Origin of the sequence: Acidithiobacillus marinus, from assembly GCF_002847505.1 — a bacterium.
GTDB lineage: Bacteria > Pseudomonadota > Gammaproteobacteria > Acidithiobacillales > Acidithiobacillaceae > Acidithiobacillus > Acidithiobacillus marinus.
Window position 1 is genome coordinate 1 of sequence record NZ_MXAV01000001.1, and the last position, 18651, is coordinate 18651.

28 protein-coding genes are annotated in these 18651 nt (G+C 55.2%); 23 read left to right on the plus strand and 5 right to left on the minus strand.

Annotated elements, in window-relative coordinates; all coding sequences use genetic code 11:
• The first annotated feature begins 52 nt into the window (after positions 1–52).
• From B1757_RS14950 to B1757_RS00055, 10 genes are all read left to right on the plus strand, one after another.
• Positions 53–526, plus strand: a complete 474-nt coding sequence (locus B1757_RS14950; protein ID WP_143484182.1) for a hypothetical protein — start codon at positions 53–55, stop codon at positions 524–526.
• A gap of 96 nt (positions 527–622) precedes the next feature.
• A complete protein-coding gene (locus B1757_RS00005; protein ID WP_101536369.1) occupies positions 623–1111 on the plus strand; it encodes an SRPBCC family protein in 489 nt (162 codons plus the stop codon).
• A gap of 168 nt (positions 1112–1279) precedes the next feature.
• Positions 1280–1582, plus strand: coding sequence for a type II toxin-antitoxin system HigB family toxin (locus B1757_RS00010; RefSeq protein WP_101536370.1), 303 nt, complete (start codon positions 1280–1282; stop codon positions 1580–1582).
• A gap of 8 nt (positions 1583–1590) precedes the next feature.
• Entirely contained in the window at positions 1591–1971 is a 381-nt protein-coding gene (locus B1757_RS00015; RefSeq protein WP_101536371.1) for a helix-turn-helix domain-containing protein, read from the plus strand.
• A 150-nt stretch (positions 1972–2121) separates the two neighbouring features.
• The gene (locus B1757_RS00020; RefSeq protein ID WP_101536372.1) at positions 2122–2292 is read left to right on the plus strand and encodes a HicB family protein; all 171 of its coding nucleotides are present in this window, start codon (positions 2122–2124) and stop codon (positions 2290–2292) included.
• A gap of 389 nt (positions 2293–2681) precedes the next feature.
• Positions 2682–2876 carry a DUF4160 domain-containing protein gene (locus B1757_RS00025; protein WP_101536373.1) on the plus strand — a complete coding sequence of 65 codons (195 nt, stop codon included), beginning with the start codon at positions 2682–2684 and terminating at the stop codon, positions 2874–2876.
• Between the two features lie 8 nt (positions 2877–2884).
• On the plus strand, positions 2885–3175 hold the full coding sequence (locus B1757_RS00030; RefSeq protein WP_101536374.1) for a DUF2442 domain-containing protein: 291 nt from the start codon (positions 2885–2887) through the stop codon (positions 3173–3175).
• Between the two features lie 489 nt (positions 3176–3664).
• On the plus strand, positions 3665–4444 hold the full coding sequence (locus B1757_RS00045) for a PhzF family phenazine biosynthesis protein (protein WP_101536401.1): 780 nt from the start codon (positions 3665–3667) through the stop codon (positions 4442–4444).
• A 230-nt stretch (positions 4445–4674) separates the two neighbouring features.
• A complete protein-coding gene (locus B1757_RS00050; RefSeq protein WP_101536376.1) occupies positions 4675–4959 on the plus strand; it encodes a CopG family ribbon-helix-helix protein in 285 nt (94 codons plus the stop codon).
• Positions 4947–5243 carry a type II toxin-antitoxin system RelE/ParE family toxin gene (locus B1757_RS00055; RefSeq protein ID WP_101536377.1) on the plus strand — a complete coding sequence of 99 codons (297 nt, stop codon included), beginning with the start codon at positions 4947–4949 and terminating at the stop codon, positions 5241–5243. The genes B1757_RS00050 and B1757_RS00055 overlap by 13 nt, the downstream gene beginning before the upstream one ends.
• Here B1757_RS00055 and B1757_RS15275 read toward each other — a convergent pair.
• Positions 5240–5383 carry a hypothetical protein gene (locus tag B1757_RS15275; RefSeq protein ID WP_172437543.1) on the minus strand — a complete coding sequence of 48 codons (144 nt, stop codon included), beginning with the start codon at positions 5381–5383 and terminating at the stop codon, positions 5240–5242. The two genes, B1757_RS00055 and B1757_RS15275, sit on opposite strands and share 4 nt — an antisense overlap.
• 77 nt (positions 5384–5460) lie before the next feature.
• Here B1757_RS15275 and B1757_RS00060 point away from each other — a divergent pair, with 77 nt between their 5' ends.
• The 9 genes from B1757_RS00060 to tolB all read left to right on the plus strand — a co-directional run bounded on the left by B1757_RS00060 (position 5461) and on the right by tolB (position 12235).
• Positions 5461–6213: a YebC/PmpR family DNA-binding transcriptional regulator gene (locus B1757_RS00060; RefSeq protein WP_101536378.1), complete on the plus strand. Its 753-nt coding sequence runs from the start codon at positions 5461–5463 to the stop codon at positions 6211–6213.
• 78 nt (positions 6214–6291) lie between these two features.
• A complete protein-coding gene (ruvC, locus tag B1757_RS00065; RefSeq protein WP_101536402.1) occupies positions 6292–6792 on the plus strand; it encodes a crossover junction endodeoxyribonuclease RuvC in 501 nt (166 codons plus the stop codon).
• A gap of 27 nt (positions 6793–6819) precedes the next feature.
• Positions 6820–7401, plus strand: a complete 582-nt coding sequence (gene ruvA / locus B1757_RS00070; RefSeq protein ID WP_101536379.1) for a Holliday junction branch migration protein RuvA — start codon at positions 6820–6822, stop codon at positions 7399–7401.
• Between the two features lie 40 nt (positions 7402–7441).
• On the plus strand, positions 7442–8467 hold the full coding sequence (ruvB, locus tag B1757_RS00075; protein WP_172437544.1) for a Holliday junction branch migration DNA helicase RuvB: 1026 nt from the start codon (positions 7442–7444) through the stop codon (positions 8465–8467).
• Positions 8457–8879, plus strand: coding sequence for a tol-pal system-associated acyl-CoA thioesterase (ybgC, locus tag B1757_RS00080; protein WP_101536380.1), 423 nt, complete (start codon positions 8457–8459; stop codon positions 8877–8879). Before ruvB ends, ybgC begins: the two co-directional genes overlap by 11 nt.
• A gap of 6 nt (positions 8880–8885) precedes the next feature.
• Positions 8886–9587 (plus strand): protein TolQ, encoded by a 702-nt coding sequence (gene tolQ / locus B1757_RS00085; protein WP_101536381.1) that lies wholly within the window; start codon positions 8886–8888, stop codon positions 9585–9587.
• Positions 9584–9994 carry a protein TolR gene (tolR, locus tag B1757_RS00090; protein WP_101536382.1) on the plus strand — a complete coding sequence of 137 codons (411 nt, stop codon included), beginning with the start codon at positions 9584–9586 and terminating at the stop codon, positions 9992–9994. The genes tolQ and tolR overlap by 4 nt, the downstream gene beginning before the upstream one ends.
• Positions 9991–10974, plus strand: a complete 984-nt coding sequence (tolA, locus tag B1757_RS00095) for a cell envelope integrity protein TolA (RefSeq protein WP_101536383.1) — start codon at positions 9991–9993, stop codon at positions 10972–10974. The genes tolR and tolA overlap by 4 nt, the downstream gene beginning before the upstream one ends.
• Positions 10967–12235, plus strand: coding sequence for a Tol-Pal system beta propeller repeat protein TolB (gene tolB, locus B1757_RS00100; protein ID WP_101536384.1), 1269 nt, complete (start codon positions 10967–10969; stop codon positions 12233–12235). The genes tolA and tolB overlap by 8 nt, the downstream gene beginning before the upstream one ends.
• Positions 12236–12338: 103 nt before the next feature.
• Here tolB and queC read toward each other — a convergent pair whose 3' ends face one another.
• From queC to pal, 4 genes are read right to left on the minus strand one after another with little or no spacing between them, the layout of a single operon-like run.
• Positions 12339–12998, minus strand: coding sequence for a 7-cyano-7-deazaguanine synthase QueC (gene queC / locus B1757_RS00105; RefSeq protein WP_101536385.1), 660 nt, complete (start codon positions 12996–12998; stop codon positions 12339–12341).
• Positions 12999–13001: 3 nt separating this feature from the next.
• Positions 13002–13646: a 7-carboxy-7-deazaguanine synthase QueE gene (queE, locus tag B1757_RS00110; RefSeq protein WP_101536386.1), complete on the minus strand. Its 645-nt coding sequence runs from the start codon at positions 13644–13646 to the stop codon at positions 13002–13004.
• A 2-nt stretch (positions 13647–13648) separates the two neighbouring features.
• Positions 13649–14485 carry a tol-pal system protein YbgF gene (ybgF, locus tag B1757_RS00115; protein WP_101536387.1) on the minus strand — a complete coding sequence of 279 codons (837 nt, stop codon included), beginning with the start codon at positions 14483–14485 and terminating at the stop codon, positions 13649–13651.
• Positions 14486–14506: 21 nt separating this feature from the next.
• Positions 14507–15082, minus strand: a complete 576-nt coding sequence (gene pal, locus B1757_RS00120) for a peptidoglycan-associated lipoprotein Pal (RefSeq protein ID WP_101536388.1) — start codon at positions 15080–15082, stop codon at positions 14507–14509.
• 179 nt (positions 15083–15261) lie between these two features.
• On the opposite strand from pal, the gene hemC reads away from it, so the two are divergent.
• The 4 genes from hemC to B1757_RS00140 are packed head-to-tail and all read left to right on the plus strand — an operon-like array spanning position 15262 to position 18650.
• Positions 15262–16179, plus strand: coding sequence for a hydroxymethylbilane synthase (hemC, locus tag B1757_RS00125; protein ID WP_101536404.1), 918 nt, complete (start codon positions 15262–15264; stop codon positions 16177–16179).
• Complete coding sequence (locus B1757_RS00130) at positions 16176–16967, plus strand: uroporphyrinogen-III synthase (protein ID WP_101536389.1); 792 nt, start codon at positions 16176–16178, stop codon at positions 16965–16967. The genes hemC and B1757_RS00130 overlap by 4 nt, the downstream gene beginning before the upstream one ends.
• Entirely contained in the window at positions 16960–17952 is a 993-nt protein-coding gene (gene hemB, locus B1757_RS00135) for a porphobilinogen synthase (RefSeq protein WP_101536390.1), read from the plus strand. Before B1757_RS00130 ends, hemB begins: the two co-directional genes overlap by 8 nt.
• A complete protein-coding gene (locus tag B1757_RS00140; RefSeq protein ID WP_101536391.1) occupies positions 17940–18650 on the plus strand; it encodes a TonB family protein in 711 nt (236 codons plus the stop codon). The genes hemB and B1757_RS00140 overlap by 13 nt, the downstream gene beginning before the upstream one ends.
• The last annotated feature ends 1 nt before the right edge of the window (position 18651 follow it).

An 18651-nucleotide genomic window follows, 5' to 3' on the forward strand; every position in this document is an offset into this window, starting at 1 on the left:
CTTTGCTATTTTTGAAAAGATCAAAGCCGAACGGCATATGAGGCATTAAGTTGTGAGTAGAATTATTGATATTTTAAGAGCGATCTTTATTTCTCCAGAATTTGCAATTTTGCTAATTATTTATGCTGTAATGCAATATAAACCAGAGTGGCTTACTTTGGTAGGTACGCAATTCCAAACAAATAATGAAATATGGAAATTTCTGCCAACATTACCTTTACTGTTTACAAGCCTAGTTTTTAAATATGGCAAAAGTATTCGAGTACCATTGGAAAAGAACAAAAGACTTTATGAGTGGAATGACTATCATAGAATTACCGATAGAGTTTTTGTTGGCATCTTCATTTCTGTCTTCTGTTCAATTGGAGCTATTTCAATTTGGTTTTTAACAGAGAACACATCTGCAATAAACCTTGGTGCCATTTTTATAGCCACTGTTGGCATATCTGGTTTCTCGGCTTTTACAATGTACTTAGCTTCGATTTCGATTAGAGAAGTATTAGATGTTACAGATGATCAACTCTAACAAACCAAGGGAGACCAATCAAAAACCCGCAGGCGGCTTTTTGATTGGTCATTTTAAACGTTAGGGCGTTCAGTTAAATCGAAAGGATAATGTGATGTGGAAGTTAGTTATGACTGTAGTTGTTGTTGTAATTGCGATTCTTCTTTTTTGAGGGACACAAGCGCACCAGTGTGGGCTTCGGTAGAGATTGACATCAATGCACCAGTGGAAACAGTCTGGAAGTTACAAACTGATATCGCAAATTGGGGGCAGTGGAATTCGGACATTGAAGAGATGCATATACATGGCCCAGTTGAACCTGGAACAGAATTCGTTTGGAAAACCAGCGGCATGACGATACATTCAAAAATTACTGATGTATCTGAAAATCGTCGTATTGCCTGGATTGGCGAAACTATAGGAATCAAAGCAGTACACAAATGGGAGTTTCAAGGCGCGGGAGGCGTCACGCATGTCTATACGGAAGAGACGTTCACAGGTCCGCTCGCATGGCTCTTGCCAGGGACAATGAGGAAAGCGATCCATGACGCACTGTGGCATGGTGTGAGTGCACTTAAGTCGATATCTGAAAATGCGAACCGCTAACAGAGAATGTTGAGTACGCGCGACGAAAGCCCTAACACGGCGCTCAACTCGGACGGTCAAAATGCTGAGCATTTCGCCCGCCGGTTAGCTCTACGTTAGCCGTCAAAAGCAAAGAGCCCGCACATCGTTGAGGTTGCGTGAGTCCCGATACGGGACTATGATTCGTTCATGCGCATCATCGCTTTGTCAACGCTGAGAAAATTCTGGGAAAGCTCGCCTTCCTATGCTGATTCCATCGACCCCGGAATGGCCTGGTACCGAGAGGCCCTGAAGGCTGACTGGTCTACTCCCAATGAGGTAAAAGCGGAATTTTCCAGCGCCAGTATCCTGCGCGATGGCCGCGTCGTTTTTAACATCGCCGGGAACAAGTATCGACTGGTGGTATGGATCAACTACGCTTACCGCGTCGTGTACATCCGATTCATCAGGACACACAAGCAGTATGACGAAATTGATGCTCAAACAATCTGAGGTGGCCTATGGAAATTCGTCCCATCAAAACAGAAACTGACTACGAGGCAACTCTCAAGGAAATTGAAGGCCTCATGGCCGCTGCGGGTGGCTCGCCTGAAGGAGATCGGCTGGATGTGCTCGTCACGCTCGTGGAGGCCTACGAACGGGATCACTATCCAATGGATTTCCCCGATCCGGTCGAAGCCATCAAGTTCCGAATGGAGCAGCAGGGTCTTACCGTTGACGACCTTGTTCCGGTCATTGGTCGCAAGAATCGGGTCTATGAAATATTGGCTCGGAAACGGCCGCTGACTCTCCGTATGATTGAAGGGCTGCACGAGACATTCGCGATCCCGGCCGAAAGCCTGTTAAAGCACAGTACTCACCGTGGCAGTCATGCGGCGTAGTGCTGGAGAGTTGGCGGCTAAACTCGCGCTCAACCCATCATTCCACCATAGGCCTTGCGCATAAAGCCGCGCAAGGCCGGTGAATTCAACCGTTGGGTATCACTTCCCGGATTGAGTTACAACTACCCTTATCTCCACTGGAGGCAACGCATGGAACTAACCGCCGTACTTACTCCCGCCGAAGAGGGCGGATACGTTGCTTTAAATCCAGAAACTGGTACCACCACGCAAGGTGAAACTGTCGAGGAGGCTATCGCCAACCTCCAGGAAGCTGCGACGCTCTATCTGTCCGAGTTTCCCATCCCCGCGCCGGGACCATGACGAAGAGCAACCTTACTCAAGTCAGCTGTAATCTGCCTGTACACCAGATTCGATCATAGCTCGTCACCGCGTTTTCCCCGCCTTCAAAGAGAACTCCATAGCATGTATTCCGGGGCGTTATGAAGGGCGGGGAAAAATGATAAGCTGCAAAATAACAGCGAAAGCAGACGCTTCGCGAGGAATTACATTGAAGAGGCACTGTCCCATGAGCCATGATGGACTGCTAGCTGAATTTCCAGTTTTGACGCTGGACGGGCGTCGACCTCTCGTGTCGAACCGTTCGATGGAACGGGCGTTCCGCGCACACAAAGTGCCAGGCGACAAGTTCATATTTGCGGAACGCCACTCAACTCTGTCACGCTAGACACTCTCATCGGAGATCGTGCGCGATGCCAATCATTTCAATGTTCTACGGAATCATCATCCGTTTGTATCTGATCGACAACAAGCACCACAACATACCGCACATCCATGCGAGATATGCTGAATTCGAGGCTTCCATCAGCATAGAAGATGGCGAATTGACGGCCGATTGGGAATTGGCCGCAAACGGCGAAACTCCTTACAAAATTTCCCCGCTGTGAGGTGCAGAATGTATTGGGATGTCAGAACAGTAGTTCCTTTGTCGGATTATCGTATTTATGTTGAGATTGCCGATGGGCGTCGCGGCATTTTCGATTTGAAGCCCTATCTTGATCGAGGCGTGTTTCGTGAACTTCGAGATCAGCACTACTTCAGGCAAGTCGGTATTCTTTTTGGTGCTGTGACTTGGCCACACGAGCAGGACATTGCCCCTGAAACGTTGCTTGAAGAAATGACTGTTGTCGAATCTATGCCTAATGAGGCGCTCCAGCGTGACGCGCCGCAAGTGGCGCGTCCCTGAGCTTCGACGTTAGGTCTACACGAGTCGCGTCCGCCATCAAAAATATGCCCATTACCGAGAAATCAATAAAACTACTTTGGTCAAATGCAGCTGGCCGGTGCTCATTCCCTGGTTGTGACAAGCGCCTTTCTGTGGAACAGGCCTCAGACGTCGCACCGCATACTCTTGGTGAGAGTTGGTAATGAAATACATGGAGACGCATGACGAAATTACAAATAGCATCGCGCGGGACATATCAGGTATAAAGAGCGAAAACATAATGAAGAATGTGTTTCTTCGACTAAAGGCAAAAAAATGCTCGAGCCAATACCCGAACGAAAGGGCTCTGCATCGGCTTGGCGAAAGCCAAGTTAGACAAGTGGCTGGAATTCAAGCAGGATGCCTAACAACGCCATGACCGTTGACAGCGAAACTCGCCACCCCTTTGTCGCGCCACTTTTGGCTGCCGTTTATGGCGAACGTTAGGTTTTTCATCGCATGCTACCGAACATGAAAATTAAACAATACCAAGTAGATGCCTTTACAACCCGAGCATTCGAGGGAAATCCGGCGGCAGTGTGCCCCATGGAGAACTGGCTGGATGATGACTTGCTTCAAGCCATCGCAGAAGAAAACAACTTGTCGGAGACCGCATTCTTCGTGCCCAGCGCAAAGGGGTTTAGTCTTAGATGGTTTACCCCGGTCAAAGAGGTTGATCTCTGTGGCCATGCCACGTTGGCAACGGCTCACGTAATCTTTGAATCTCTGGGCTTCACGGAATCAGTCATTACATTTGAAACGCGTAGCGGTGATCTATTCGTAAAAAAGCAGGGAAATCTCTTGCAAATGGATTTCCCTGCTTACAAGTTAACCGCCTGCGAAATTTCCGAAACATTAGTTCAAGGCCTTGGCGTGCGCCCTCTAGAGGTATTGGCTGACGACGACTACTTGGCCGTGTTCGATAGTGAAGCAACCGTTCGCGCCATCTCACCAAACCAGGCCCTGCTCAGCCAGCTCGATTTGCGCGGTGTTATCGTTACCGCGCCAGGTACTGATGTGGATTTTGTCAGTCGTTTCTTTGCCCCCAAGATCGGCATTCCTGAAGATCCCGTCACTGGCGCCGCCCATTGCAAACTTGCACCGTACTGGGCTGGAAAACTTGGCAAAAATACTCTGTCCGCCAGGCAGGTTTCCAAGCGTGGCGGCAACGTCACATGCGAGGTAAAAACAAACAGAGTGGTACTGTCCGGAAGTGCCGTAACGTTCATGGAGGCAGAAATTGCCTTCTAACCCTAACGAGGCGCTCAAGCCGACCCGATTCCGCTACGCTCCAGTGGTCGGCTTAGCTTTGCGTTAGCCGTTTCATAGCCTATGACTCCCGCTGAAACTTTGATGCCGACCGTCAACCCGCTACGCGGGCCGGCGTCGCTGATTTCGGGCGTTGGGTGACACAGATGGCTACGTTGTCCTGACTGTGACAGAGGTGTTACTATAGTAACACTGCACGAGAGGGCTTGGCCATGTCTACGACCTCATTGAAAATCCCTGAGGATGTAAAGCAACTTGTTGTTGCTGCCGCGAAGCAGCAAGACGTTACCCCGCACGCATTCATGGTTGATGCCATCCGAGCCGCAGCCACAAATGCCGAAAGGAGGGCGCGGTTTGTTGCTGCCGCAATCGCTTCGAGAGAAGAAGCGATAAAATCTGGCCAGGGATACCCGGCCGAGGATGTTCATGCTTATCTGCGAGCCCACGCGCAAGGCAAGCCCGTCTCCAAGCCAAAGGCCAAGTCTTGGCGCGCGTAATCTACGCAGCACCAGCCCTGGCTGATCTTGACCGACTCACTGATTTTCTCGTCCAGACTGACTCAACCGCTGCTTTGGAAACGGTCGGACTTATCATCGAAGCCATGCAGGTCCTTGAAAACCACCCTCTGATCGGACGCCCTGCAGAGCAGGATCTGAGAGAACTCGTCATTTCCCGTGGCAAGTCTGGTTACGTTGCGTTATACAGCTATGAGCTGGATCAGGACGCCGTTCTTGTCCTTGCCATCCGGCATCAGCGCGAAGCTGGCTATGTGCCGGATTAGATAGCGAGTCGTCCAACCTGATCATTAGCCGCCACAAACAAAACACCTCCGTTCTTGAGCGCATTCAAAAGGCTATTGAGTTTCACCTTGAGGGGCTCAAGGAAGGGGGCTATCACCCCGAGAACAGATAAAGCAGGCATGACGTCCTCCTCACCTTTGCGCTATCATGGCGGTTATTTCACCAGAATAAGTCAGTTACAGAAGCAAGGAGTGGGTTATGTCCGGACATAGTAAATGGTCCACCATCAAATTCAAGAAGGCGCTCAAAGATGCCAAACGCGGCAAGATATTCACTCGTCTGATTCGCGAAATTACCGTGGCGGCCCGCGCCGGTGGCGGCGATCCGGGCAGCAATTCCCGGCTGCGCCTGGCGCTGGATAAGGCCTACGGCGCGAACATGACCAAAGACACCATTGAGCGCGCGGTCAAGCGGGGCACGGGTGAGCTGGAAGGAGTGGATTACGAGGAAGTGACCTATGAAGGTTATGGCCCCGGTGGCGTCGCCATTCTCATCGAGACCATGACCGATAACAAGGTGCGTACGGTCGCCGAAATCCGCCACATTTTCTCCAAGCGGGGCGGTAACATGGGAACTGCAGGTTCCGTTGCCTACCAGTTCAAAAAGCTGGGATTGATTGTTTTTCCGGGCGATGCCGACGAAGACAAGATTCTCGAAGCGGCTCTGGAGGCAGGCGCCGAAGATGTAGTCAATGAAGGCGAGCGCATAGTTGTTTATACGGCCGCCACCGACCTGCACAGTGTGGTGCTGGCACTGGAAGCTGCCGGTTTGCAGCCGGAAGAAAGCGAATTGACCATGATTCCGGAAAACACCATTGAAGTCAGCGGAGAAGAAGCGGAAAAACTGTTGCGTCTCATTGATTTCCTCGAAGAAAACGATGATGTGCAAAATGTGTACGCCAATTATGAAATCAGCGAGGCAGAAATGGCCCGCCTGGAAGCGGCATCCTGAGGCCCATGGTCATGCGCGCGGACAATCTGTTGTATGCGCTCCCGCCCCTGCTCCCGCTTAGCCCGGTTGGCCAGACTCTTGCGCATTATCGGCATTGATCCAGGGTCTTTGCGCACCGGCTACGGCATTATCGAGTCCGATGCGCGGGGAGAGTTGCAGCATGTGGCGCACGGTTGCCTGAATGTGGCCGGGCGCCCTTTCCTGGAGCGTATCGGTGCCATCTATCGGGAGCTCAGCCAGGTGTTGGCTGAATACCGACCTGATACAGCGGCTATCGAGCAGGTGTTCATGGCCCGCAATGCCGATTCTGCACTGAAACTCGGGCAGGCCCGGGGGGCGGCCCTGGTGGCATTGCTGGAAGCAGCCCTGCCGGTGGAAGAATATACCGCCTTGCAGATCAAAAAAGCCTCGGTGGGCGCCGGGCATGCCGACAAGGAACAAGTCCAGAGCATGGTGCGCTGGCTCCTCCATCTTGACAAAAATCCCCAGGCTGATGCCGCAGATGCCCTGGCCTGTGCCATTTGTCATGCTCATCATGCCCGCACCCGCCAGCGCTGGCAGGTCGCAGGCCATGTCTGATGTCCTGTTGCTGCGCAGAGGGCGGCCATGATCACCTCATTACGCGGAATCATCCTCCAGAAACGCCCCCCCTGGCTGTGGCTGGAGGTTCAGGGCGTTGGCTATGAACTGGAAATGCCCCTGTCGAGTTTCTATCAGATGGCGAATGCGGGGGAAACGGTCCTGATACACACCCATCTGACCATCCGCGAAGATGCCCACCTGCTCTATGGGTTCATGACCGAGGCCGAGCGCGACGCTTTTCGTCTGTTGATTCGTGTCAACGGTATCGGTGGCAAGGTGGCACTGGCTTGCCTCTCGGGATTGCCCGCCGAAAAACTCGGTCAGGCGGTGGCAGAAGGGAATATCGCCCAGCTCACCGCCATTCCCGGCATCGGCCCGAAAACGGCGGAGCGGCTGGTGGTGGAGCTGCGCGATAAAATGGGTGGAAGCAGCGTTTTGCCCATGGGTAAAGCAGTGCCGGGAGATCCCCGCCAGGAAGCCGTTGCCGCACTGCTGACTTTGGGTTATAAGCCTGCACAGGCCAGTCAGGCGATTGCCGGTCTGGGCGAAGGATTGGGCCTTGAGGATCTGATTCGCCAGGCCTTGCAACAGCTTTCACGCCATTGATTTTTATGGAACCCGCCAGCATTCCGATGGTCACACCCCCATGATGGACAGAGGCCCGCTCAACCCCGAGGAAACCCATACCGATGCAGTGGATCGCGCTTTGCGACCACGGCTGCTGGCGGAGTACATCGGCCAGGCGCGCTTGCGGGAATCCCTCAGCCTGTATATTGATGCCGCCAAGGGCCGTCAGGAAGCCCTGGATCACGTCCTGCTCTTCGGCCCGCCGGGGCTGGGCAAAACGACCTTGGCTCATATTATTGCCCAGGAAATGGGCGCTGGCCTGAAAGTTACCTCAGGACCAGTCCTCGACAAGCCGGGGGATCTGGCCGCCATTTTGACCAATCTGCAGCCCCATGATGTGTTGTTTGTGGATGAAATCCACCGCCTCAGCCCGGTGGTCGAAGAAATTCTCTATCCGGCCCTGGAAGATTACGAACTGGATATTCTGATTGGCGAGGGGCCGGCGGCCCGTTCCATCAAAATCAGTCTGCCACCCTTCACCCTGATTGGTGCCACCACCCGCGCTGGTTTGCTGACCTCGCCTTTGCGTGACCGCTTTGGTATCAGTTTTCATCTGGAATTTTACAGTGATGTCGAATTGACCCAGATTGTGACCCGTTCGGCCAGCATTCTCGGTACGACCCAAGACCTGCGGGGAGCCCAGGAAATTGCCCGACGTGCCCGGGGGACCCCGCGTATTGCCAATCGCCTGCTGCGCCGGGTACGGGATTTTGCCCAGGTGCGCGGCAACGGTGAAATTGATCAAAGTACCGCAGAAGCCGCCCTGACCCTGATGGAAGTGGATCAGCATGGTTTTGACGGCCAGGATCGCAAGCTCCTGCAAGCCGTCGTTGGCCGTTTCGCGGGGGGGCCGGTGGGGGTCGAGAGTCTGGCCGCAGCCATTGGCGAAGAGCGCGGGACCATTGAAGATGTGCTGGAACCCTTCCTGATTCAGCGCGGATATCTGATTCGCACCCCCCGTGGCCGCTGTGCCACCGAACTCAGCTATCTGGCTTTGGGGTTGCCGGTGCCCAAGGATGGCGGGAGTCTGTTTGATGGTGCGTGATGTTTGCGAAAGCCTCTTTCAGGTGCGCGTATATTATGAAGATACGGACCACGGCGGGGTGGTGTATCATGCCAATTATTTACGTTTCATGGAGCGCGCGCGCACTGAAATGCTGCGCGAAAAGGGCTATGAACTGGATGAGCTGGAGCAGGATCCCGGAATTCTCTTTGTGGTGCGCCGCGCACAGCTCGATTTTCGCGCCCCGGCTCGGTTTAATGACTTGCTTCAGATAAAATCCATCATCACTCGCAAGACCCCGGTACGCATGAACTTTCAACAGCATATTTCGACAAAACAACAGCATTTGTGTAGTGGCACCGTAGAAGTCGTCTGTCTCGAAGCCAAGACCTTTCGTCCCCATGTCATTCCTGCAGAATTGCTGCAGGCATTCCCCCTTTGTGTTCACCCGTGAGATTTTATGGATCCTCAAAACGTCACCCATCCCGCAGCTTCTCTTTCCGTGGGCCATCTGGTCCTCAACGCCAGTCCCGTCGTGCAGATCATTCTGGTACTGTTGGTCATCGCTTCCATCGCTTCCTGGACTATCATTTTTGAAAAGTGGGCAGTATTTGCCAGTGCTTTCAAGGCCCTCGCCCGTTTTGAAAAACGCTTCTGGAGTGGCGGGGAAATGAGCCAGATTTATCAGCATGTATCGGGGGACACCAATCTGGAAACCGGAGCGGGTAGTATTTTCTGTGCAGGCTATGAAGAATTTCAGCGCCAACGCGGCAAAATTCGTCCCAGTGATGCCTTGGACGCAGCACGGCGGGCCATGCGGGTGGCACAAATGCGTGAGGTGGGGCGTCTGGAGAACCGTCTGGCTTTTCTAGCTTCCGTATCCTCCGTCAGTCCTTTCGTGGGCCTGCTGGGAACAGTCTGGGGCATCATGACCGCTTTCATGCATATTGGTGCCGCCGGACAGGCGACGCTGGCGACAGTGGCCCCGCCGGTGGCTGAAGCCCTCATTGCCACGGCGGCCGGCCTTTTTGCCGCCATTCCGGCCACCGCTGCGTATAACCGCTATATTCACAAGCTGGACAAGCTCGATGCCCAGTTTGAGGTGTTCATGGATGAATTTACCAACATCCTGCATCGTCAGGTACCTGAGACCAAGTCATGAAAAGAAGGCGTTTGATGGCGGAAATGAACGTCGTCCCCTATATCGACGTGACTTTAGTGCTGCTGGTGATTTTTATGCTCTCGGCGCCCTTGTTGACTCAGGGGGTGAACGTCAATCTCCCCAAGGGGGTGACCAAGCCGGTATCCGACAAGGTGCCTCCGGTACTGATTTCGGTGACCCGACAAGGAACGATCTCAGTACAGTTCAAGGATAGTCATGGTTCTGTGGCGCTAGACGACCTGGCTGCGGATGTGCGGCGGATATCCAGCACAACCCATGGTCAGGTGCAGGTACTGGTGGGTGGTGATGCCCATGTGGATTACGGTAAAGTGATGGCGGTAATGGCACGGCTGCAGCAGGCCGGTATTTCTCATGTCGGTCTGCTGACCCGCCCGGAGAGCCATTGAAAGAGCGTCGCTCCCCATGGCCCTTGGTGCTGGCGGTCCTCCTCAATGCCGGCATACTTTTTGCCCTGTTCTGGACTTTTCATGTGCAGTTGCCGGCGAGTAGCGGCAATCATCCCATGCAGGCCCAGTTGAGTAGCGAGATGCCTCCGGCGGCCATGCCTGCGCCGGTGCCTGCCCCTGCGCCCATCCCGCAACCAGCTCCTAAGCCTGCGCCGAAACCGGTTCCTAAACCCATTCCCCAGCCGACTCCGAAACCGGTTACACCACCGCCACCCAGCGCTGCCCAGATTGCGGCTGAAAAAGCCGCTGCCGCCAAAGCGGCCGAGGCCAAAGCGGCACAAATTGCCGCAGCCCGTGAGGCCCAGGAAAAGCACGCCGAAGAACTGGCGGCCCGGCAAAAAGCCGAACGGGAGGCTAAGGCCCAGGCGGCTGCCGCCAAAGCCGCCCAGGAAAAAGCCGCAAAACAGGCTGCCGCCAAGGCCGCTGCAGAAAAGGCTGCCCAGGAAAAACGCGCCGCCGAACAGGCGGCAGCAGCCCGGGCAGCAGCGCTCAAAAAGCAACTGGCCGCGCAAGCCGCCCAGGCTGCAGCAGCACGCGCCAAAGCCCAACGCATGGCAGAAGCGAAAGCCCAATTACAGGCCGAAGCCAACATGGCTGCTGCCCGCGCCCAGCAGGCTTCGGAAAATCAACGGATGTTGGGGATGTTGATCAACACTATAAAAACCCAGGTTTCCGAGCGTTGGGTGCCGGTGTCCTCTTCTGCGCTTTCCTGTGAAATCCAGATTCGCCTGGGGCCACAAGGACAGTTGTTGGGGACCCCCATTGTCGTTCGCTCCAGTGGGGATACACACTTTGATCATTTGGTAGTTGCTGCTGTCGAAGCGGCGGCACCCTTTGTGCCCCCTATCGGTTTGGCTTATTCCACTTTCAATCAACCTATTAACCTCAAAATGAACGCGGAGGATCTCAATCATGGCTAAACGCTTCTGGGCTTTGGCCCTGTTCCTGCTGGCTTCGGTTTATGTGTTACCTGCCCAGGCGGCACTCACCGTAGAAATCACCAAAAGTGTAGCTTCGGCTCTGCCCATTGCCATTCCTTCTTTTGGACCGGGGGTGCCAGGTCAGCCTTCCGTTGCCGATGTGGTCCGCAATGATTTGCGCCACAGTGGTCTGTTCCGGGTGATTGCGCCTGCTGGTTACCCCAGTGATCCGCGTGCGCCAAGAGATGTGAAAGCAGGCCAATGGACGGCGGTGGGCGCTACCGGTTTGGCCGTTGGTTCGGTGCAGCCCTTCAATGGCGGCTACGCGGTGACGGTCTATGTTTACAATGTCAGTACCGGTCAGGAATTGACCGCACGGCGTTTTACCTGTTCTGCCGCCGAACTGCATATGACCGCTCATCATGTGGCGGACGTCATCTATCAGGCCTTTACCGGAAAACCGGGTCCCTTTGCCAGCCGCATTGCCTATGTGCGGCAGACGGGCAATACCTATGAATTGTTGGTGGCCGAATCCGATGGCTGGAATCCTCACCCCATTGTCCGGGGCATCATGCCGGTATTCTCGCCGGTCTGGTCACCCAATAATCATCGCCTGGCTTATGTGACTTATGCCAATGCCAGAGCGACCATTTATGTTCAGAATCTGGCTACCGGTCAACGGCAAGCCATTGCTCCGGGAGGTGAAATTGTCAGTGCACCGGCCTTTTCCCCCAATGGTCAGGAAATCGCCTATGCCCGCTCTTCAGGGGGCCGCACCGAGCTCTATGTGGCTGACTTGCGAACCGGTCAGCGCCGCCAGTTGACCAACGATGATGCCATCAACACCTCGCCTACCTGGTCGCCCAATGGCAGCCAGATTGTGTTTGTCTCGGACCGCGCTGGCGGACCGCAGATTTATGCCATGAATACCAACGGCGGCAATGTTCATCGACTGTCCTACAGTGGCGGTTACAATGCCGGACCAGCATACTCTCCGACAGGAAATGCCATTGCTTTCATTCATCGCACCGATGGCGTTTATGCCCTGGCGGTGATGAATCCCGATGGAGGCGACATGCGTGTGCTGGATGCCCAGGGTAATTGCGACCATCCGAGCTTCGCCGGTAATGGCCAGATGATCCTCTACGGCACCCATCGCGGCGGCCGCAAGTTGCTGGCAGAAGTCAGTCTGGACGGCAAAACCATGGCTATACTCCATAGTGACGCCGGTCAGGATAGCCAGCCGGCTTGGTCGCGGTAACCATCTGAAGTGGCGCCTATCCCTGGGTTTTTACTGCGGGGATAGTGCGCTGCTTGTCCGAGCAAATGGCAACTATTCACAAGCCCGAGCAGGCCGCATGACCCTATTGATAAGGCGTAGGATCCGCGATTCCGGCCTCCAGGAAACCAGCGCAGGAACGTCCCTGGTCATCGAGCTGATAGCAGGAGCGGGTTAGGCTGTAATCCACTCCTAAGCGAGTGCCCAGCTGGATGATTTCGCTTTTGTTGAGATGCTGGAGGGGGGCATGAATGCGTGGTCCGCGCGCTTCGTCTCCAAGACGGGTAGCTACTGCTGCGAGCTTTTCAAAAGCGCTGATGAACTCCGGGCGGCAGTCAGGATAACCGCTGTAATCCTGACTGTTGACCCCGATGAATATGTCCTGGGCGCTTAATACTTCTGCCAAAGCCAGGGCAAAGGACAAAAAAATGGTATTTCGCGCCGGTACATAGGTGATGGGAATACCCGGTGTCACGCCGGTTTCCGGTACGGCAAGCTGGGTGTCGGTCAACGCCGAACCACCAAATGCCCCCAGATCAATATGGACGGTACGGTGACTGGCCACGCCCATGGCTTGGGCTATCAGACCGGCATAGTGCAATTCCTGCTTGTGGCGCTGGCCATAATCAAAGGACATGGCGTGAATGGCGTATCCATCTCGACGCATCAGAGCCATGACCGTGGCGGAATCCAGACCTCCGGAAAGCAGGACAATAGCGGGTTTTGCGATGGTTTCTTCTGGCATGACTCAGCGTCCCGGGACATCGCCCCAAATGAGTTTATGAAGTTGAATCTGGAGCCGTACCGGGAGCTTGTCGGCCAGTATCCAGTCAGCCAGATCACGCAGGGGCATTTCTCCCTGGGCCGGAGAAAATAGCACTTCACATATTTGGTTCAGATTTTCGCGCTGCACGACCTGTTGGGCCCAGTCGTAATCCTGGCGGCTGCAAATGACAAATTTGATCTGGTCCTGAGCATTCAGATGGGGCAGGTTTTCCCAAAGATTGCGCTCAGACTCGCCGGAGTCCGGTGTTTTCAGGTCGAGAACCTTGACGACCCGAGGATCGACCGCCGCGACGGGCAAGGCGCCGCTGGTCTCCAGAAACACCTCGTAACCGGAATCGCAGAGCCGGGTCAGCAGGGGCAAGACCTCCGCTTGGGCGAGGGGTTCGCCACCGGTCACTACGACCAGATGACTCCCTCCCGCCTGGACGCTTGCCATGATCGTATCCAGGGTCTGCCATTCGCCGCCATGAAAAGCGTAGGCCGTATCACAATAGTGGCAGCGCAGCGGACAGCCGGTCAGGCGCACAAAAGTTGCAGGCCGTCCGACACTGCGGGTTTCCCCCTGCAGACTGTGAAATATTTCGGTGATGCGGAGGCGTCCGTCCATCCTTAGTGTGACGGCATTGCCTGCAACTGAGCTTCGGCTTTTTGTGCCGAGGGCGTGCTGGGATATTGCCGGAGGATCTTGTTCAGGACTACAACAGCCTGCTTCTTTTTGCCAATAGCCTGATAAATTTCCGCCATACGCAACATGGCTTCAGGAGCTTTGCTGCTCTGGCTGAAACGGGTCGGCAGTACATACAGACTTTTCAGAGCCGCATCATTCTGCCCGAGTACATACTGGGCTTGTCCCAGCCAGTAATAGGCATCGGGAACCAGGCTGCTCTGGGGATATTTCTGGATGAAGCCCTGCAGGCTGGTAACGGCATCTCCATATTTTCCCTGCCGCAGGAAATTGAAGGCATGCTGATAGTCGGCTTGTCCCAGACTCTGAATCGTAGATGATGATGCATTACTGGCGGCACTGGCGACTGCCGCTGCCGGATTGCTGATCCCAGAGCCGGGGGTGACCAGACTGCTGGAAGTCGAGCTGGTGCTGGCAGTGACTCCAGTAGCCGGGGTGCCTACCGCCAGCTGGGCGGCCAGCGCCTGCACCTTGCTGGCAGTGGCCTGTTGCGCGTTTTGCAGGGCGTGGGTTTTGGTATCCAGTTCTCCCCGCAGATTGCGAACTTCCTGTTCCAGACGCTGGGTACGTTGAAGCAGGCTGGCCAGGGCACTTTGACTGCCTTTGTCCGCTTGCTGAACGGCTACGAGGCTGCTCAACTCACCTTGCATGACCGCCATTTGCTGCTGAAGCTGGAGCACCCGGTCGCTCGTGGATTCTGCCTGGGCAAAGGGACTCAGACATAATAACGGCAGAACAGGCAGTAATTGCCAGCGTTTCATCAACATTTTCTCCTTGGCTGCTTAGCCGTTGTAGCCACCACTATACACAAAATCGACGCGGCGGTTTTTTGCCCAGCACTCGGCATCGTTGCTGCTGCAGAGGGGGTTGTCCTTACCAAAGCTGACGGTGCTGATGCGCGCGGCATTGACACCCTGGGCTTCCAGAAACTGTTTGACTGTTTCGGCGCGACGTTCGCCCAGGGCGAGGTTGTATTCCTGGGTGCCCCGGTCATCGGTATTGCCTTCCAGACGCACCTTGACATGGGGATGATTGACCATGAACTGGGCATTCTGGGTAGCAATCTGCTGGGCATGGGCATCCATGCTTTCGCTGTTGAAGCCAAAATGTACCCGCAGGTGTTGCGGTAGAGCGGCGAGCTCGGCGGCTGTCAGGCCACTGTTACCACCGCCGATGGGGCCATTGGCATTGAGCTCCTGGCCATTGATGCCTTCGCCATTGTATCCCGCCGTGGCGGCAGAATTCGCCGGGGCTACCGCACCGACGGTGCTGGGCTTGCCACTACCGACATTATGGGCACAGCCCGTGAGGGCCAGGGCACCAGTCATTGCTACGGCCATCCAGATTTGATAACGCATGTTTTCGAGCTCCTGGTAAATTTGCAGCGATTGTATCTTGTAGTTAAAGAGTATTTCAATGTTATTTGCGGCATCGGACGCACTTCTTTATCCTTTTTATCCTTGACAGGGAAAATTGCCCTGTTATGGTGATGAATTGCTGTTTTCTTGTGTCGTTCCAGGGTGATTGTCCCGCCATTATGCCGCAGATACGAATTGGTACCCGCGCCAGCCCCCTTGCAGTCTGGCAGGCCGAACATGTCCGTGATGCCCTTTATGCGGCGCATCCGGGTATTCAGGTAGAAATTATCCGCATGACCACCAGTGGAGACATCCTCCTTGATGCGCCTCTCCATTCCCTGGGAGGGAAGGGGCTTTTCGTCAAGGAAATTGAGGAGGCCCTGCTCGCAGAACACGTGGACGTGGCGGTACATTCCATGAAAGACGTGCCCGCACAACAGCCCGAAGGCCTGGAAATTGCGGCCATCATGGCCCGGGAAGATGTCCGCGATGCATTTGTCAGTAATAGTGTCGTGCATCCAGAGCAACTCAAGCCGGGTGCTCGGGTAGGAAGCTCCAGTTTGCGGCGGCGTGCGCAGCTGCTGCAACATTATCCGCATTTGCAGGTGGATGACCTGCGCGGTAACGTCGCCACCCGCTTGCGCAAGCTCGACGAGGGCCAATATGAAGCTATCATTCTCGCGGTGGCTGGCCTGAAACGCTTGCAGCTGGGGGCAAGGATCAGCACGGCACTGCCGGTGGAGCAGTCTCTACCGGCAGTGGGCCAGGGGGCTGTGGGCATTGAAATCCGCTCGGAAGATACACAAACCCGAGCACTATTACAGGCGCTGATAGATCCCGCGACCCAGCAGTGTGTATTGGCGGAGCGCAGCATGAACCGCATACTCGGCGGAGATTGTCGTTTGCCGGTGGCAGCGCTGGCCGAATGGCGGGGGCAGAGCATGTATCTGCGCGGCCTGGTAGCTAGTCCTGACGGTGCGCGTTTGCTGCGTGCAGAAGCCGACGGCGCTGATCCGGTGGTGTTGGGACAAACGGTAGCTGAGCAGCTTCTGGCCCAGGGGGCCGCTGCAATTATCAAGGAAATTCAATCACAATGAGTAGTGAATTACTGCAGAATAAAGGGGTAGTAGTCACTCGGCCCAGAGAACAGGCCGGAGATTTAGTAGACGCCCTGAAAGCAGTTGGGGCGCGCCCGATTCTATTTCCGGCAGTGCAAATTGAGGCCCCCACAAACTGGCAATCCCTGGACGACGCCCTGCATCGCTTGGAGACTTTCGACTGGGTGATTTTTACCAGCCGTAATGCTGTGGCTTTTGCTTTGAGCCGTCTCCAGAGCCAGAATTTGTCTTGGCCCCAAGGTCCGCAGGTAGCCGCTGTAGGGCGGGAAACCGCCAAGGCTTTGCGCGAATTCGGCCTGCAGGTCGATCTGGTACCCAAAAAATTCAGTTCGGAAGGCTTGCTGGATAGCGCCGAGCTGAGCGATATGCAGCAGCGCCATGTGGCGCTTTTTGTCGGCGACCAGGGCCGGGAATTGCTCGAAAAGGTGCTGGGGGAGCGCGGTGCCCAGGTCGATAAAGTACTTTGCTACCGGCGCACTCTGCCGGGTGCCAATCCCACCCCGCTTTTACATGCCTGGGCGCGGGGTGAACTGGATGCGGTGATTCTGACCAGCCCTGAGATTTTCAAGAATTTCTACCAGATGGTAGGAGGTCTCGGCCAACGCTGGTTAAAAAATACGCCTTTAATAGCCATTAGCCCGCTCACTGCAGAAGCCATTACTGCGGTTGGTTTGCCGGAACCCTGGATCGCTCCCGAGGCCAGCACCGAAGGACTCATGACGGCCCTGGAAAGTTGGGCCAAAAGCCGGAGTAGCGTCGATGAATAGAAATCCTTTGTCCTTGCGCCATTCCCCACGCCGGTTGCGCCGACATCCGGCCATGCGCGGGATGTTGCAGGAACATCAGCTCACCCCGGCGGATTTCATTTTGCCGATTTTTCTGGTGGAAGGTGAGGGTATCCGCAACGAGATCGGGTCCATGCCCGGGGTGTTCCGGCATAGTGTGGATTCGGCTTTAAAGCTTTGCGGGGAAGCTGTAGCCAGAGGGGTTTCCGGGGTGCTGCTTTTCGGGGTCATTGCCGAGACTTGCAAGGATGCCGGCGGTTCAGCCTCCTGGGATAAGGACGGACTGGTACAAAAAGCCATCCGCGCCATTCGCGCGGCCTATCCGGATCTACTGGTCATTGCCGACGCCTGTTTTTGCGAATACACCGATCATGGGCATTGTGGCATCCTCAGCGCGGACGGTGACCGGGATGATAACGCGACGCTGGAAAACCTCCAGCGTCAGGCTCTTTCCTATGCTGAAGCCGGGGTCCATGTAGTGGCTCCTTCCGGTATGGTGGATGGCATGGTCAGCGCCATTCGCGAGGCACTGGATGCGGGTTGTCATTCTGAAGTCAGTATCTTGTCCTATGCCGTCAAATACGCCAGTGCTTTCTATGGCCCGTTCCGGGATGCCGCCGACAGCACCCCCCAGTTTGGAGATCGTCGCGCCTATCAGATGGACCCGGCCAATCGCCGCGAGGCGTTTCGTGAGCTGGATCTCGATATTGCCGAAGGGTGTGACATGGTCATGGTCAAGCCGGCCATGCCCTACCTGGATATGGTCCGGGATTTGCGTGTACGCTGCGATCTGCCGGTGTTGACCTATCAGGTTTCGGGAGAATACAGCATGTTGCAGGCTGCGGCGCGGGCCGGATGGCTGGATTTGCAGCGCAGTGTGCTGGAGTCGCTGCTGGGCATGAAACGGGCCGGGGCTGATGCCATCATTACTTACTATGCCCTGGATGCGGCGGAATGGTTGGGGTAAAAGCGTCAAAGACTTCTGCTCAAGCCCGCTCTGTGGGCCAGGTTGCCCCCGATAGATTTATTCTGGATATATGGTTCCGCCTGCGTTGGTATAGTGCCGTAATCATTACGGCAGTCTGTCGAATATTCCGCTTGCGTGCTCAGGACATGGATCAGCTTTTTCCCTGGCTGCTGTTTTCCTTGTTTGTCAACGTGCTGATCTGGCTGTATTTATTGCTGGGGCTGACGAATCCTTTGGTTAAAAAAAATCCCGTCAACTCGCTGGTGGAAATTTCCCTGACCCCTGCTTTTCATCGGCCACAGATCAGCGCACCAGTGAACCCCCGTCTGAACCATCCTCAGCCCGAGGTGACCGCCGCGACCCGTAAAGCGGCGCCGGCAGTTTCCTCCGCAGAGCGTCAGGCAGCCTATAATATTTATCTGAAAAACTGGGAAGGGCGAATCATGGCCCTGGCGCAGAAAAAACTGTTTGCAGCGGGGCATGGTCCCTTGCCTCAGGGGCGCGTAGTGGTGGCCGTCACCATAGCCCCGGACGGTCGTCTGATGGAAATAGCCATGTTGCAAGGCGCCCGTAATCTGGCGCTAGTGGATGCTGTAGAAACCCTCATTCGCGCCGCCGCGCCCTTTCCGCCCTTGCCGCCCATGTGGCAATCTCCGCCGAACTCCTTGCGCATCGTCCGCACCTGGAGTTTTGAGTAAA